The organism is Sphingopyxis sp., from assembly GCF_036261875.1.
Classification (GTDB): Bacteria; Pseudomonadota; Alphaproteobacteria; order Sphingomonadales; family Sphingomonadaceae; genus Sphingopyxis.
The window spans coordinates 61,285-75,789 of record NZ_DATAJZ010000040.1 but is presented as its reverse complement, the minus strand read 5'-3'; the positions used below and the strand labels follow the sequence as shown (position 1 = coordinate 75,789).

Below are 14,505 nucleotides of genomic sequence, written 5' to 3'. Positions count from 1 at the left end.
GGGATGCCATGCGGGGCGCTAAAATTGAGTTAACGATGATAAAAAGAAGGTGAACGATCCACGCACATCCATGGTAAACGGACCGTTGATACCATTGTGTCCCGATCCGGCACGGAGTCGGTTTGCCCCTGGATGATGCTAACGCGCTGTTAGCCCTTTATGGGTAGGGCACCGTCCCGGGGACTGCCGGCGCCCGTCGCGCGCCGCAAGTCATTGGAGAATCGACATGCCTTCTTTCCGCGCCGCCGCGTTCCTGGCCCTGCCGCTCCTCGCGCTCGCCGCGCCCGCGCACGCCGACGTCAAGGCCGGTGTCGAGGCCTGGCAGGCGGGCGACTATCAGCAGGCGGTCGCCGAATGGCGCCCGCTCGCCGTCGCGGGCGACGCCGACGCCGAATTCAACCTCGGCCAGGCCTACAAGCTCGGTCGCGGCGTTCCCGCCGACCTCGGCCAGGCCGAAAGCTGGTATCGCCGCGCCGCGAAGCAGGGCCATCTTCAGGCCGAGGACAATCTCGGCCTCATCCTCTTCACCGCGAACAAGCGCGACGAGGCGATGCCCTATATCAAGGCGTCGGCGGCGCGCGGCGAACCGCGCGCGCAATATGTCCTCGGCACCGCGATGTTCAACGGCGACTATGCCACGAAGGACTGGCCGCGCGCCTATGCGCTGACCAAGCGCGCGAGCGACGCGGGGCTCGGCATCGCCTCGGCGCGGCTCGTCCAGCTCGACAATCTGATCCCGCTCGACCAGCGGCAGGCGGGGCTCGCCATGCTGCCTGCGATCGAAAAGGACGAAGCGCGCGCACGCCTCGCCACGGTCAACGCCGCCGCGCCCGAGCCCGCAAAGCCCGCTCCGTCGCCGATCAAAACCGCGAGCCTACCCGTCTCGACCCCCGGCGCCACCTACACGCCGCCGCCGGTGATCGCCCCGGCCAAACCCGCACCGACGCTCTCGACCCCGGCCGCCGTCGCCGCCGCGACCGCCGCCAGCGAAGCGACCGCCGCCGCTACCGCAGCCAAGGGCGGCGCCCCCGGCACAACCTATGCCGCGCCGCCCGAAAGCGGCAAGCTGCCGCCCAAGCCCGAGCCGAAACCCGAACCGAAACCCGTCAAGGCCGCCGTCGCCGTCCACGCCGGCACCAGCCCATGGCGCGCCCAGTTCGGCGCTTTCGGGGTCGAAGCGAACGCGCGCAGCCTTTGGAAAAGCCTCGAAAAATCCTATCCAGCCGTCGCCGGGCGCACGCCCGTTTATGCCAAGGCCGGCACCGTCACCCGTCTCCAGACCGCCGGCTTCGCGAGCAAGGCCGACGCCGAAAGCCTCTGCGCCGCGGTCCGCAAGGGCGGCCAGGCGTGCCTGGTGGTGAGCCAATAATAGAGGGTACCCACACCGTCAGCTTCGGGGTGGGGGAGTTGCCCTTTCCCCCCCTTCGTCATTCCCGCGAAAGCGGGAACCCAGTGTGGGGTTAGCCGACGCACGCTCTGGGTCCCCGCTTTCGCGGGGATGACAAAGTTAGGAGATGCTGAGCGCGATTTTCAGACTCTCGTCATCCCGGACTTGATCCGGGATCCATTCATCCGGCGCTGAGAGAATGGATCCCGGATCAAGTCCGGGATGACGATGCAAGGTAAGTCCACTACCGCTCGAAACCTGCCGCTCCAGTCCTACCCCAGCACCCAACTCCGCCGCGGATAGCCCTGCGCCCAGAGCAGCGCGGTCAGGTCGTGGTGGCGGACCACCGCGTCGGCGGCTTCGGCCGCCGCGGCGTGCGGGTAATAGCCGATGCCCAGCCCGGCCGCGGTCAGCATCGGAATGTCGTTCGCGCCGTCGCCGACCGCCAGCGTCTCGGCGAGCGGCAGGCCTTGCTTCGCCGCCTCGCTCTTCAGCGTCTCGAGCTTCGCATCCTTGTCGACGATCGGCTCGTTCACCGTGCCGGTCAGCTTGCCGCCCTCGATCCGCAATTCATTGGCGACGATCCGGTCGAACCCGATCGCTTCGCCCACCGGCCCCGCGAAGGCGGTGAAGCCGCCCGTCACCAGCACCGAATGCGCGCCATGCGCCTTCATCGTCTGGACCAGCGTGCGCGCGCCGCGGGTCAGGCGGACGCGCTCCATCCGGCATTGGGTCAGCACATCCTCGCCCAGCCCGCGCAGCAGCGCGACGCGCTCGGTCAGCGCGCCGCGGAAATCGACCTCGCCGCGCATCGCCCTTTGGGTAATCGCCGCGACCTGATCCTTGATCCCGGCGTAATCGGCCAGTTCGTCGATGCATTCGCAGCCGATCATCGTCGAATCCATGTCGGCGATGATCAGCTTCTTGGTGCGGTCGCCGAACGGCTGGACGACGATGTCGAGCGCGCCATGGTCCATCTTCGCCAGTTCGGCGCGCGCGCTGACCAGGCTGCCCTGAAAGAAAATGTCGGCCGCATCATGCTCGTCGATCCAGTGCGGCGCGCCGACATCGTGCCCCGTCATGTCGAGCCGGTCGATCGCTTCGCGAACCACCTCGTCGGTGAGCTTTCCGGCTGCTATCAGCGTGGCAACGAACATGGCTTCTCCTTCTGTCTCTTCCGTTCGCGGGCGGCCGCCCGTCGCACTTATCGCCGGACCCACGGCCAGCGGCAAGAGCGCTTTGGCGGTCGCGCTCGCAAAAGCCTGCGGACGCGCGGTGGTGATCAACGCCGACGCGAGCCAGGTCTACGCCGACCTCGCCATCCTGTCGGCGCGCCCGACGGCGGCCGAGATGGCGGGCGTGCCGCACCGCCTCTTCGGTCATGTCGATGGTGCCGAGGCGTGCAACGCCGCGCGCTGGGCCGCCGAAGCGCGCGGCGAGATCGCGCGCGCGCACGCCGCGGGCGACACCCCCATCCTCGTCGGCGGCACCGGCCTCTACATCCGCACCCTGCTGTTCGGCATCGCTCCGGTGCCCACAATCGACCCCGAAATCCGCGAGCAGGTTCGTGCCCTCCCGGTGGCAGAGGCGCATGCCGCGCTTACGGCAGCCGACCCCGAAGCCGCCGCACGGCTCCACCCCGCCGACGCCACCCGCGTCGCCCGCGCGCTCGAAGTCGTCCGCTCGACCGGTCGCCCCCTCGCCGACTGGCAGCGCGCGCGCGAAGGCGGCATCGCCGACGACATCGCCCTCACCCCGATGATCCTCCTCCCGCCGCGCGACGACCTGCGCGCCCGCTGCGACGCGCGCCTCGTCCAGATGTTCGAACGGGGTGCGGTCGCCGAAGTCGAAGCGCTGCTCGCGCGCGGCCTCGACCCCGATCTGCCCGCAATGCGCGCGATCGGCGTGCCGCAGATCGCGGCCCATCTGGCGGGCGCGATCAGCAGGGACGAAGCACTCGCGCAGGCGCAGGCCGCGACCCGCCAATATGCGAAGCGCCAATATACGTGGTTCCGCCACCAGCCCCCCCCCGATTGGCCGCGTCACGAAGAATCATTAAACATCGATTCTATCAATAAAATAGCAATAATATTACGTGATAGATTGTTGACAAGATAGAATCATGCACCTATTGCCCGCAGCCCTGTTGCAGCGCACAAGCGCTGCCTTACGGCTGTTGAAAGGAGTTTCGTCGTGACGGAAATGAGCGGTGCCGACATGGTGGTTCAGGCGCTGGTCGACCTCGGGGTCGACACGGTGTTCGGCTATCCGGGCGGCGCGGTCCTTCCCATCTATGACGCGCTCTACAAGCACCCGACGATCAAGCACATCCTCGTCCGCCACGAACAGGCGGCGACCCACGCGGCGGAGGGCTATGCGCGCTCGACCGGCAAGCCCGGCGTCGTGCTCGTCACCTCGGGGCCCGGCGCGACCAACGCGGTCACCGGGATCACCGACGCGCTGATGGATTCGATCCCGATGATCGTGCTGACCGGCCAGGTGCCGACGACCTTGATCGGCACCGACGCCTTTCAGGAATGCGACACCGTCGGCATCACGCGCCACTGCACCAAGCATAATTATCTGGTGATGGACCCCGACCGGCTCGGCCCGATCCTGCACGAGGCGTTTCACATCGCGACCCACGGCCGTCCCGGCCCGGTGGTGATCGACATTCCGAAGAATGTGCAGGTCGCGACCGGCACCTATTCGGTGCCCGAGATCATCCAGCACGCCAGCTATCGCCCCCAGATCGAGCCCGACGCGGGCGCGATCGCCGCCGCGATCGACATGATCGCCGCGGCCGAGCGCCCGGTCTTCTACACCGGCGGCGGCGTGATCAACGCAGGGCCGGGCGCGAGCGCGGCGCTGCGCCAGCTCGTGTCGCTCACCGGCGCGCCGATCACCTCGACCTTGATGGGGCTCGGCGCCTTCCCCGCCGACGATCCGAAGTGGCTCGGGATGCTCGGGATGCACGGCACGTACGAATCGAACATGGCGATGAACCGCGCCGACCTGATCATCGCGGTCGGCGCGCGCTTCGACGACCGGGTGACCGGCCGCCTCGACGCCTTCGCGCCCGAGGCGAAGAAGATCCACATCGACATCGACCGCAGCTCGATCAACAAGATCGTCCCCGTCGACCTCGCGATCGCCGGCGACGCCGGGCGCGCGCTCGACGCGCTGGTCGCGGCGTGGGCCGACAAGGGCCACAAGGCGCGCGACTATGGCGAATGGTGGCGCCGCATCGACGGCTGGCGCGCGGCGCGCTGCCTCGACTTCCCCGAAAAGAAGGACGCTGCCGCCGAGATCATGCCGCAGCGCGCGGTCAGGGCCTTGTTCGACGCGACGCGCGGCCGCGACCCGATCATCACGACAGAGGTCGGCCAGCACCAGATGTGGGCGGCGCAGCATTTCGGCTTCTCGGCCCCCAACCGCTGGCTCACCTCGGGCGGGCTCGGCACGATGGGTTACGGCTTCCCCGCCGCGGTCGGCGCGCAGATCGGCAACCCCAATCGCCTCGTCGTCTGCATCGCGGGCGAGGCCTCGCTCCAGATGAACATTCAGGAGATGGGCACCGCGGCGCAATATCGCCTGCCGGTGAAGATCTTCATCCTCAACAATGAATGGATGGGGATGGTCCGCCAGTGGCAGGAACTGACCTATGAAAGCCGCTATTCGAACAGCTATTCGGACAGCCTGCCCGATTTCGTCAAGCTGGCCGAGGCCTATGGCTGGACGGGCCTGCGCATCGACACGCTTGGCGAGCTCGAGGACGGCATCCAGACGATGCTCGACACGCCGGGTCCGGTGATCGTCGACTGCCGCGTCGCGAAGCTCGCCAATTGCTTCCCGATGATCCCGTCGGGAGCGGCGCACACCGACATGATCCTCCAGCCGAGCGACGTCACCGGCACGATGGACGACGAAGCGAAAGCGCTGGTGTGATGATGAAAAACGAAGCGATCCTCCCCCACCGGGGGAGGGGGACCATGCGAAGCATGGTGGAGGGGCACGTGCCCCATGAAGCAGCATTTGGGCGAGGGTGCCCCTCCACCACCTTCGGTGGTCCCCCTCCCCGTTCCGGGGAGGAATCATGAAAATCACCACCGAAGCGGGCGAACGCCATGTGCTCGCCGTCACCGTCGACAACGAAGCCGGGGTGCTCGCCAAGATCACCGGCCTGTTCACCGCGCGCGGCTATAATATCGAAAGCCTGACGGTGGCGGACATCACCGCCGACCATGCGCTGTCGCGCATCACCATTGTCACTTCGGGCCCGCCGCCGATCATCGACCAGATCATCGCGCAGCTCGACCGCCTCGTTCCCGTGCACAAGGTCGTCGACCTTGCCGACCACGAAGCGCATGTCGAGCGCGAGATCGCGCTGGTGAAGGTCGCGGGCACCGGCGACAAGCGCATCGAGGCGCTGCGCATGGCCGACGTCTTCCGCGCCAAGGTCGTCGACACGACGCTGACCAGCTTCATCTTCGAGATCACCGGCAACAGCGACAAGGTCGACCGCTTCATCGCCTTGATGCGCGAATGCGGCCTCGTCGAGGTCGGCCGCACCGGCGTCGTCGCCATCGCCCGCGGCGCGGAGGCGCTTTAGAGTTTAGGTATCGGGTTTCAATCGTCGCCACCCCGGACTTGATCCGGGGTCCCGCTCAGCAACGGTGGAAAGCGGGACCCCGGATCAAGTCCGGGGTGACGAAAGAAGAATAGGGAAGAAAGACATGCAGGTTTACTACGATCGCGACGCCGACCAGGATCTGATCAAGAACAAGAAGGTCGCCATCCTCGGCTATGGCAGCCAGGGCCACGCCCATGCGCAGAACCTCCGCGACAGCGGCGTGCGCGAGGTCGCGATCGCGCTCCGTCCCGGTTCGGCGACCGCGAAGAAGGCCGAAGGCGCGGGCTTCAAGGTGCTGTCGAACAAGGAAGCCGCCGAATGGGCCGACGTCATCATGATCGCCGCCCCCGACGAGCATCAGGCGAAAATCTATTATGACGACCTCGCCGACAATCTGAAGCCCGGCGCCGCGCTCGCCTTCGCGCACGGCCTCAACATCCATTTCGGCCTGATCGAGGCGCGTCCCGACATCGACGTCTTCATGGTCGCGCCGAAGGGCCCCGGCCACACCGTGCGCAGCGAATATCAGCGCGGCGGCGGCGTCCCCTGCCTGATCGCGGTCGCGCAGGAAGCCAGTGGCAACAGCGGCAACGGCCACGCCAAGGCGCTCGCCCTCTCCTACGCCAGCGCCGTCGGCGGCGGCCGCAGCGGCATCATCGAGACCACCTTCAAGGAAGAGTGCGAGACCGACCTGTTCGGCGAACAGGCCGTGCTCTGCGGCGGCGTCACCCACCTCATCCAGGCGGGTTTCGAAACGCTGGTCGAGGCGGGCTATGCCCCCGAAATGGCCTATTTCGAGTGCCTCCACGAAACCAAGTTGATCGTCGACCTCCTCTATGAAGGCGGCATCGCGAACATGCGCTATTCGATCTCGAACACCGCCGAGTACGGCGACATCAAGACCGGCCCGCGCATCATCACCGACGAAACCAAGGCCGAAATGAAGCGCGTCCTCGCCGACATCACCTCGGGCCGCTTCGTCAAGGATTTCGTCCTCGACAACCAGGCCGGCCAGCCCGAGCTGAAGGCGAGCCGCAAGGCCGCCGCCGCGCACCCGATCGAACAGACCGGCGCCGCGCTGCGTGCGATGATGCCGTGGATCGCCAAGAACAAGCTGGTCGACAAGGCGGTCAACTGACCGAATAATCCTCCCTGCGGCGAAGCCGTGGGGAGGGGGACCGCCGCGAAGCGGTGGTGGAGGGGCCGCGACGTCGCGTCATCGCCCCTCCGTCAGCGCTTCGCCAAAGGCGCAGTTTATCCTGAGCGCCTGCCAAGGCAGTCGAAGGGCGCTGCCACCTCCCCATGCCTGCGGCACAGGGAGGATCGGAAGTTCGTCGCGTGCGATCACCGGCTTCCGCAATCGCGGGCAAGGGGCTAGGATCGGACCATGCCGTCCGACCTCCCCTTCGCCTGCGAATGCGGCGCCGTTTCCGGAACGCTGACCATCGGAGCCGAGGGCGATCACGTCATATGTCATTGCACCGATTGCCAAAACCTCGTCCATTATCTCGGCCACGCGCGGGTGCTCGATGCACAGGGCGGCACCGCGCTGTATCAGACGCGATGCGCGCGGATGCGGCTGGCGTCGGGCCGCGACCGGCTCGCCTGCGTCCATCTGACCGATCAGCCGACGCTGCGCTGGTATGCCGGATGCTGCCGGATGCCGCTGTTCAACAGCTATGCGAACGGCAAGCTGCCCTTCATCACGGTTCAACTCGCCGCCTGCGACGCCGCGGCGCACGAACGGTTGCTCGGTCCGCCGGGCGGGCATCTTTTCCTTCAGGATGCGGTCGGAGACACCAGCAGCCTGCGCAAGATGCGCATGGGCACGCTGATGTCGCGTTTCGCCGTGCGGGCGATCAAGGACATCGTCTCGGGCGACCGCCGCCGCGCCGCGCTCTTCGATCCGCAAACGCTCGAACCCATCGCTCCGCCGCACCGGCTGACCGCCGAAGAGCGGCAGGCTTTGGGAAGCAACGGGCTCAACCGGTAAACTCGTCATTGCGAGCGAAGCGAAGCAATCCAGAGTCGCGCAAACCGCTCTGGATTGCTTCGCTTCGCTCGCAATGACGGACAGGGACGCAGAATGACCATCTCCCCCTTTCATACCCACCGCAAGGACCTCGACGCGCTCGCCGCCGCCGATCGCCGCCGCGCGCTCGCGCCCCGCACCGGCGCCGATTTCGCCTCGAACGACTATCTCGCGCTCGCCGGCTCCTACGCGCTGGGCGAAGCGCTGGCGGCGGGGCTTCAGCGCGGGCTTCCCGCGGGCTCGGGCGGCTCGCGCCTGCTGCGCGGCAATCATGAGGAGCATGAGGCGCTCGAAGCCCATGCCGCGCGCCATTACGGCAGCGAAGCGGCGCTCTTCTTCCCGACCGGCTTCGCCGCCAACGCCGCGCTGTTCGCGACGTTGCCGCAGCGCGGCGACCTCGTCGTCCATGACGAACTGATCCACGCGAGCGCGCACGACGGGATGAAGCTCGGCCGCGCCGGGCGCGTCGATGCGCGCCACAACGACGCGCAGGCATTCGACGACATCATCGCACGCTGGCGGCGCGGCGGCGGCAGCGGGACGCCGTGGATCGCGGTCGAAAGCCTCTATTCGATGGACGGCGACCGCGCCCCGCTAGCCGATCTCGCCGCGGTCGCCGACCGCCACGACGCGGTGCTCGTCGTCGACGAAGCCCATGCCACCGGGGTCTACGGCCCCGCGGGGCAGGGCCTCGCGCACGACCTCGGCCGCCGCGACAATCTGATCACCCTCCACACCTGCGGCAAGGCGCTCGGCTGCGAAGGCGCGCTGCTCTGCGGCCCGGCGATCGTCCGCGACTTCATCGTCAACCGCGGCCGCCCCTTCATCTTCTCGACCGCGCCGTCGCCGCTGACGGCGTGGCTCGTCCGCCAGGCGCTCGAAATCGTCGCGAACGAGCCCGAACGCGCCGCGCGGCTCCACGGCCTCATTCGCCATGCCGAAACCCGCCTCGCCGCGCTCGGCCTTCCCGCCAGCGGTAGCCAGATCATCCCGGTCGTCATCGGCGACAACGGCCGCACGATGCGGATCGCCGCCGCGCTCCAGGCCGCGGGCTTCGACGTTCGTGGTATCCGCCCGCCGACGGTGCCGGAGGGTAGCGCGCGCCTCCGCATCGCGATCACCCTCAACGTCGGGCCACGCGAGATCGATGCGATGACCGGCGCGCTCGCCACCGCGATGGCAGAGGCATGACCCGCTTCGTCGTCACCGGCACCGACACCGGCATCGGCAAGACGATCTTCGCCGCCGCGCTCGCGGGCGCGCTCGGCGTCCCCTATTGGAAGCCGATCCAGTCGGGCCTCGAAGAGGAGACCGACAGCGAAATCGTCGCGCGCCTCGCGGGCGTTTCCGTGCGCCCCGAAGCCTACCGCCTCGTCACCCCCGCCTCGCCGCACCTCGCCGCCGAAATCGACGGCGTGACCATCGACCCCGACGCCCTGACGCCCCCCGATGGCGCCTTGATCGTCGAGGGGGCCGGCGGCGTCCTCGTCCCCGTCACGCGCACATTGCTCTACGCCGACCTGTTCGCGCGCTGGCAGATCCCGGTCATCGTCTGCGCGCGCACCGGGCTCGGCACGATCAACCACAGCCTGCTGACGATCGAGGCGCTCAGGCGCCGGGGCGCCGCGATCCACGGCATCGCCTTCCTCGGCGACGCGGTCGAGGACAGCGAGGCGATCGTCGCCCAGCTCGGCGGCGTCCGCCGTCTCGGCCGCCTGCCCATCGTCGATCCGCTGACGCCCGCGGGACTCGCCGAGGCCTTCGCCGCAGGCTTTGATTCAGCCGATTTCCGTTAGGGGCAGCAGCTCAAGCGTCGCAAGCCTTTGCATCTGCGCCGTCTCGGCCAATATGGCCTCCCGCTCCAGGCCGCTTTCCGCGTGCAGCAATTCGGTGGCGACATAGCCGAACTCGACCAGCATCCGCATTCGCAGCCAGATGCGCTCGCGCGGATATCCGGGCAGCATCGCCGCATAGACATCGGTCAGCTTGTCGGTGACATAGCGGTGCGATTCGATCCGGACATGTTCGAGGCGCGGGCTCGAATGGAGCGCGCGCTCGATCCAGATGCCGCCCGGTTCGGCTTCGGTGATCTCGGCGGTTTCGCGCAACAATTCCAGCGTGTTTTCGGCATAGGCGCGGATGCCGCCGTCCAGATGCCGGTCGAGCCAGCGTTCGAGCGCTTCGTTCTGGCGGTCCATCAGCCTTTTGCCGAGCGCGACGACGACCTCATATTTGTCGGCGAAATAATAATAGAGCGCGGGCGGCGTGACCCCGGCGCGCTCGCAGATCAGGTTCGTCGTGACGCGGTCGATGCCGAACTCCGCAAGCAGCTCGCCCGCGGTATCGAGCAGCTTCTCGCGGGTGGATCGCTTGCGCTTGCCCGGCGGCACATCCTTCGGCTTCAATTTCGTCACCATGCTTCCATCCTCATTCGCCCCATCCTGCCTAGCACATCGCCTTACCCGGATCGGAATGAGCGTTGCACCGCTATAGCAAATACTATAATATAGTAATAGCTATAACAGGCCTGGGGATGTAAAAATGTCGAAATTCAAGGGCGCGCTCCGCTTTCTGCCTGCGGCACTCCTGCTGGCGGCGTGCCAGTCGGAGCCGCCGCCGGCCAAGCCGCTGACGCCCGAGGAGAGCGCGGCGCTGAAGCCCGCCGACGCGCGCATCGCGGGCCTCTACGACCAGGCGTGCAAGTCGTGCCATACGGTCGCCGACACCGGCGCGCCGCTCACCGGCGACCGCACCCAGTGGGACAAGCGCTGGGCGAAGGGCGAGGAGGCGCTGCTCGCCAGCGCGGTCCAGGGCCTGGGTGGAATGCCGGCGGGCGGGCAGTGTTTTTCGTGCACGCCCGATGATTATAAGGCGCTTATTCGCTTCATGGCGGGGAGGAACTGATGGGCAAGGTAACGCGGCGCGCGCTGATCGCGGGGGGCAGCGTCATCGGGATCGGCGCGATCGGCGCCGGCGGTCTGGCGGGACGCAACTGGCTGCGCGACCGCGAGCCCGCGGCGCTGGCAACGCAGGACGCCAAGGGGCACCTGCTCTGGTCGAACTGGTCGGGCATCGCGCACAGCTATCCCGAAAAGCGCGGCGCGCCGAAAAGCGAAGAGGAATTGCTCTCCATCCTGACGAGAGCCCCCGCGCCGGTGCGCCCGGTGGGATCGGGGCACAGCTTCACCGCGCTGGTGCCGACCGACGGCACGCTGGTGACGCTCGACGGCATGGCGGGGCTGGTCGGCCATGACGCCGCGAAGAATCAGGCAACGGTGCGCGGCGGCACCCGCCTCGCCGACCTCGGCCCCGCGCTCGCGGCGGTCGGGCAGGAGATGATCAACCTCCCCGACATCAACAAGCAATCGATCGCGGGCGCGATCGGAACCGCGACGCACGGCACCGGACGCGGCATCCAGGCCGTGCACGGGTCGGTCGTCGCGATGCGGATCGCGACTCCGTCGGGCGAGATCATCGACTGCGACGCCGCCAATCGCCCGGAGGTGTTCAACGCCGCGCGCGTCGGGCTCGGCGCTTTCGGCGTCGTGACGCAGGTCACGCTCCAGAACCAGCCGCTTCACCGCATCCTCAAGCGCACCGAAGTGCGCCCCACCGACGAGGTTCTGGAGGATTGGCCGGCGCTGCGCCAGAAGCACCGCAACGTCGAGTTCTATGTCCTGCCCTTCACCGGCCACTCGGCGGTGATCACCAACGACATCACCGACCGGCCGGTCAAGCCGCGCGGCCCCGACGCCGACACCGAAACGCTGATGGGCCTCAAACAGCTTCGCGACTGGTTCGAATTCGCCCCCTCGCTGCGCCGCAAGCTCGCGGCCGAGGAGATGGCGAAGGTTCCGCCCGAGGAGATGGTCGACGAAGGCTGGAAACTGCTGTCGAACGAGCGGCCGGTGCGCTTCAACGAATGCGAATATCATCTGCCGATCGAGGCGCAGATTCCGGCGCTGCGCGACGTCATCGCCGCGATCGAGGAGCATCGCAAGGACGTCTTCTTCCCGATCGAGGTGCGCGTGATCGCACCCGATGACGCCTGGCTGTCGCCCTTCTACCAGCGCGAGAGCGGGTCGATCGCGGTCCACGCCTATTACCGCGAGGACCATGATTTCTTCTTCAGCATCGTCGAGCCGATCTTCCGCCGCCACGGCGGCCGCCCACACTGGGGCAAGCTCCACAGCCTGAAGGCGCGCGACCTTGCGGCGCTCTATCCGCGCTGGAAGGACGCGGGCGAGGTGCGCCGCGCGCTCGACCCCGAAGGGCGGATGCTCAACGATTATCTGAAGGGAATCTTCCTCGATGGCTGACACTGGACGGACGAAACGCTGGACCCGCCGAGCGGCGATGGTCGGCGGCGGGCTCGCGGTCGTCGGCGGCGCGGCGGTGCTCGCCTCGCGCAAGAGCGATCATGGCGGCGCCCACGACGCCTATTTCCTCGCGCTGACGGCGGCGCTCCGCAAGGCGGGGATCGCGCATCCGGTGCTCGTGATCGACCAGGCGCGGCTCGACCGCAACATCGCCGCGGCGCGCGCGACGCTGAAGCCCGCCAATCTGCCGCTGCGCGTCGTCGTCAAGTCGCTGCCCGCGACCGGGCTGATCGACCATGTCGCGCGCGGCATGGCGACGAACCGCTTCATGGTGTTCAACGGCGCGATGCTCGACATCATGGCCGCGCGGCAGGGCGCCGACCTGCTGCTCGGCAAGCCGCTGCCCGCGATGGAATATGCCGAAATCGTCGACAAGCTCGGCGCCGAGGCGGCGGGCCGCATCCAGTGGCTGATCGACACGCCCGCGCGGCTGAAGCAATATGCCGACATTGCCGCGGCACGCGGCGCGAAGCTGCGCGCCAATATGGAGATCGACGTCGGTCTCCATCGCGGCGGCTTCGCCGACGGCCAATCGCTCGCGGCGGCGGTCGACCTCGCCCGCACCTTCCCGCATGTCACCGTGAGCGGCCTGATGGGCTATGACGCCCATGTCCCCAAGATGAGCGATCCCGACGAGGCCTATGCCGCGTCGCAGGCGCTCTATCGCACCGCGACCGGCGTGCTGCGCGAGAAGCTCGGCGTCGATCCCGCGACGCTGACGCTCAACGGCGCGGGCAGCCCGACCTATGCGCGCCATGCACAGGGCACCGCCGCGAACGAGGTGTCGGTGGGATCGGCCTTCGTCAAGCCCGCCGATTTCGACCTCCCCTCGCTGGCCCGCCACGTCCCCGCCAGCTTCATCGCCACGCCGGTGATCAAGGCGAAGCGCATGGAACTGCCCGGCAACGAATGGCTGACCGGGCCGCTGACCTTCCTGGACCCCAATGCCGCGCGCGCCTTCTTCATCTACGGCGGCCACTGGCTCGCGACCCCGGTGTCGCCGCCGGGATTGCAGTTCAGCAACCTCTACGGCCGGTCGAGCAATCAGGAGATGCTGACCGGATCGACCCATGTCGCGCTGAAACCCGACGACCGCGTCTTCTTCCGCCCCAACCAGAGCGAGGCCGTCTTCCTGCAATTCGGCGATATCCTGCTGTTCGACGGGACGGCGATCACGGGCACCTGGCCGACCTTCCCGATATCGGCCTGAACGGCCGCGCCGCGCCAGTCGCTGAATCCGAAGTTCGGTTCATTGATTTCGTCATCCCGGGCTTGACCCGGGATCCCGCTTTTCTTCGCTCCGTGCGCGAAAGGAAGCGGGACCCCGGGTCAAGCCCGGGGTGACGGTGATGACAGTTACTTTGATTCCACCATAGTAGGGATTATGGGGATTCAGGTTTCAGCCGCCCCTGGAGCAAAGCGAAAGCGCTCGAAATCTGAATCACACCGCTCGGCCCTCTTAAAGCGCCGCCACCAGCACCCCGACTGTCCCCGCAGCAACCGCAAGGAAAACCGCAGCCCGCAGCGCATGGCCCGCCCATCGTCCGGCCATCCGGCGCTCCCGAACCGGCCAATCGGCAACGGCTTCGGCGTCCCGTGCCGCACCGCTCCCGCCGCGCCGCGACGGTCCCGACGACAGCGCCGGCCCGCTGACGCCGCTTGCAAGCGCCAGTTTCTCGAAAGCCAGCGCCATCTTCTCTTCCTGAAGGCGCCGCGCGACCGCCGCCAGCCGCTCGTCGGCGGGCGCGACCGGCAGCGCGTCGACCGTGCGTCCGATGCTGACATCGAGCGCGTGCAGATCGTCGACCGCCTCCATCACGCGCGGCCGGTCGCCGCGTTCGACCGCGAGTTGCAGCCGCGTCAGCGACAACAGGCCCGCGCGGCAGAGCTGAAGACCCAGCGCGAGATCGGCGGCGGTCGCCGCCCCTCCGTGCGGAGATGCGCCGTGCGGAGATGCGTCGCGCGATATGTTTCCGTTGCCGGCCGGAAGGGCGCCCATGAACCTCGCTCCTGCATCCTCATCCCCCCTTCATCCGGCCTAGGGTCAGGCTCCGGGAAAAGGGAAGCGGCGATC

At 67.8% G+C, this 14,505-nt stretch carries 14 protein-coding genes; 11 read left to right on the top strand and 3 right to left on the bottom strand.

Annotation, left to right across the window (positions count from 1 at the left end):
• The first annotated feature begins 226 nt into the window (after positions 1–226).
• Complete coding sequence (locus VHO04_RS17815; protein WP_329629547.1) at positions 227–1,369, top strand: SPOR domain-containing protein; 1,143 nt, start codon at positions 227–229, stop codon at positions 1,367–1,369.
• A 290-nt stretch (positions 1,370–1,659) separates the two neighbouring features.
• Here VHO04_RS17815 and serB read toward each other — a convergent pair whose 3' ends face one another.
• The gene (gene serB / locus VHO04_RS17810) at positions 1,660–2,544 is read right to left on the bottom strand and encodes a phosphoserine phosphatase SerB (protein ID WP_329629546.1); all 885 of its coding nucleotides are present in this window, start codon (positions 2,542–2,544) and stop codon (positions 1,660–1,662) included.
• On the opposite strand from serB, the gene miaA reads away from it, so the two are divergent.
• The 7 genes from miaA (at position 2,543) to bioD (ending at position 9,848) form a co-directional block, all read left to right on the top strand.
• A complete protein-coding gene (miaA, locus tag VHO04_RS17805; RefSeq protein ID WP_329629545.1) occupies positions 2,543–3,505 on the top strand; it encodes a tRNA (adenosine(37)-N6)-dimethylallyltransferase MiaA in 963 nt (320 codons plus the stop codon). The genes serB and miaA overlap by 2 nt on opposite strands.
• A 75-nt stretch (positions 3,506–3,580) precedes the next feature.
• A complete protein-coding gene (gene ilvB, locus VHO04_RS17800) occupies positions 3,581–5,335 on the top strand; it encodes a biosynthetic-type acetolactate synthase large subunit (RefSeq protein ID WP_329629544.1) in 1,755 nt (584 codons plus the stop codon).
• A gap of 148 nt (positions 5,336–5,483) precedes the next feature.
• Positions 5,484–5,999: an acetolactate synthase small subunit gene (gene ilvN / locus VHO04_RS17795; RefSeq protein ID WP_297665264.1), complete on the top strand. Its 516-nt coding sequence runs from the start codon at positions 5,484–5,486 to the stop codon at positions 5,997–5,999.
• Between the two features lie 124 nt (positions 6,000–6,123).
• The gene (gene ilvC / locus VHO04_RS17790) at positions 6,124–7,158 is read left to right on the top strand and encodes a ketol-acid reductoisomerase (protein ID WP_329629543.1); all 1,035 of its coding nucleotides are present in this window, start codon (positions 6,124–6,126) and stop codon (positions 7,156–7,158) included.
• A gap of 249 nt (positions 7,159–7,407) precedes the next feature.
• Positions 7,408–8,013 carry a DUF6151 family protein gene (locus VHO04_RS17785; RefSeq protein WP_329629542.1) on the top strand — a complete coding sequence of 202 codons (606 nt, stop codon included), beginning with the start codon at positions 7,408–7,410 and terminating at the stop codon, positions 8,011–8,013.
• Between the two features lie 93 nt (positions 8,014–8,106).
• Positions 8,107–9,243: an 8-amino-7-oxononanoate synthase gene (locus VHO04_RS17780; protein ID WP_329629541.1), complete on the top strand. Its 1,137-nt coding sequence runs from the start codon at positions 8,107–8,109 to the stop codon at positions 9,241–9,243.
• Positions 9,240–9,848, top strand: a complete 609-nt coding sequence (gene bioD, locus VHO04_RS17775) for a dethiobiotin synthase (protein WP_329629540.1) — start codon at positions 9,240–9,242, stop codon at positions 9,846–9,848. Before VHO04_RS17780 ends, bioD begins: the two co-directional genes overlap by 4 nt.
• Here bioD and VHO04_RS17770 read toward each other — a convergent pair.
• The gene (locus VHO04_RS17770) at positions 9,831–10,469 is read right to left on the bottom strand and encodes a TetR/AcrR family transcriptional regulator (RefSeq protein ID WP_329629539.1); all 639 of its coding nucleotides are present in this window, start codon (positions 10,467–10,469) and stop codon (positions 9,831–9,833) included. The genes bioD and VHO04_RS17770 overlap by 18 nt on opposite strands.
• A gap of 124 nt (positions 10,470–10,593) precedes the next feature.
• Between VHO04_RS17770 and VHO04_RS17765 the strand changes: the two genes are divergently transcribed.
• The 3 genes from VHO04_RS17765 to VHO04_RS17755 are packed head-to-tail and all read left to right on the top strand — an operon-like array spanning position 10,594 to position 13,641.
• Positions 10,594–10,956, top strand: coding sequence for a c-type cytochrome (locus tag VHO04_RS17765; RefSeq protein ID WP_329629538.1), 363 nt, complete (start codon positions 10,594–10,596; stop codon positions 10,954–10,956).
• Positions 10,956–12,371, top strand: a complete 1,416-nt coding sequence (locus VHO04_RS17760) for a D-arabinono-1,4-lactone oxidase (protein WP_329629537.1) — start codon at positions 10,956–10,958, stop codon at positions 12,369–12,371. The genes VHO04_RS17765 and VHO04_RS17760 overlap by 1 nt, the downstream gene beginning before the upstream one ends.
• The gene (locus VHO04_RS17755; RefSeq protein WP_329629536.1) at positions 12,364–13,641 is read left to right on the top strand and encodes an alanine racemase; all 1,278 of its coding nucleotides are present in this window, start codon (positions 12,364–12,366) and stop codon (positions 13,639–13,641) included. The genes VHO04_RS17760 and VHO04_RS17755 overlap by 8 nt, the downstream gene beginning before the upstream one ends.
• Positions 13,642–13,890: 249 nt before the next feature.
• Here VHO04_RS17755 and VHO04_RS17750 read toward each other — a convergent pair whose 3' ends face one another.
• Positions 13,891–14,430: a hypothetical protein gene (locus VHO04_RS17750; RefSeq protein WP_329629535.1), complete on the bottom strand. Its 540-nt coding sequence runs from the start codon at positions 14,428–14,430 to the stop codon at positions 13,891–13,893.
• Positions 14,431–14,505: the final 75 nt, after the last annotated feature.

Coding starts and splice junctions, on each gene's coding strand:
- VHO04_RS17815 (WP_329629547.1), top strand. CDS start 227: ATGCCTTCTTTCCGCGCCGCCGCGTTCCTGGCCCTGCCGCTCCTCGCG.
- miaA (WP_329629545.1), top strand. CDS start 2,543: ATGGCTTCTCCTTCTGTCTCTTCCGTTCGCGGGCGGCCGCCCGTCGCA.
- serB (WP_329629546.1), bottom strand. CDS start 2,544: ATGTTCGTTGCCACGCTGATAGCAGCCGGAAAGCTCACCGACGAGGTG.
- ilvN (WP_297665264.1), top strand. CDS start 5,484: ATGAAAATCACCACCGAAGCGGGCGAACGCCATGTGCTCGCCGTCACC.
- ilvC (WP_329629543.1), top strand. CDS start 6,124: ATGCAGGTTTACTACGATCGCGACGCCGACCAGGATCTGATCAAGAAC.
- VHO04_RS17785 (WP_329629542.1), top strand. CDS start 7,408: ATGCCGTCCGACCTCCCCTTCGCCTGCGAATGCGGCGCCGTTTCCGGA.
- VHO04_RS17780 (WP_329629541.1), top strand. CDS start 8,107: ATGACCATCTCCCCCTTTCATACCCACCGCAAGGACCTCGACGCGCTC.
- bioD (WP_329629540.1), top strand. CDS start 9,240: ATGACCCGCTTCGTCGTCACCGGCACCGACACCGGCATCGGCAAGACG.
- VHO04_RS17770 (WP_329629539.1), bottom strand. CDS start 10,469: ATGGTGACGAAATTGAAGCCGAAGGATGTGCCGCCGGGCAAGCGCAAG.
- VHO04_RS17765 (WP_329629538.1), top strand. CDS start 10,594: ATGTCGAAATTCAAGGGCGCGCTCCGCTTTCTGCCTGCGGCACTCCTG.
- VHO04_RS17760 (WP_329629537.1), top strand. CDS start 10,956: ATGGGCAAGGTAACGCGGCGCGCGCTGATCGCGGGGGGCAGCGTCATC.
- VHO04_RS17755 (WP_329629536.1), top strand. CDS start 12,364: ATGGCTGACACTGGACGGACGAAACGCTGGACCCGCCGAGCGGCGATG.
- VHO04_RS17750 (WP_329629535.1), bottom strand. CDS start 14,430: ATGGGCGCCCTTCCGGCCGGCAACGGAAACATATCGCGCGACGCATCT.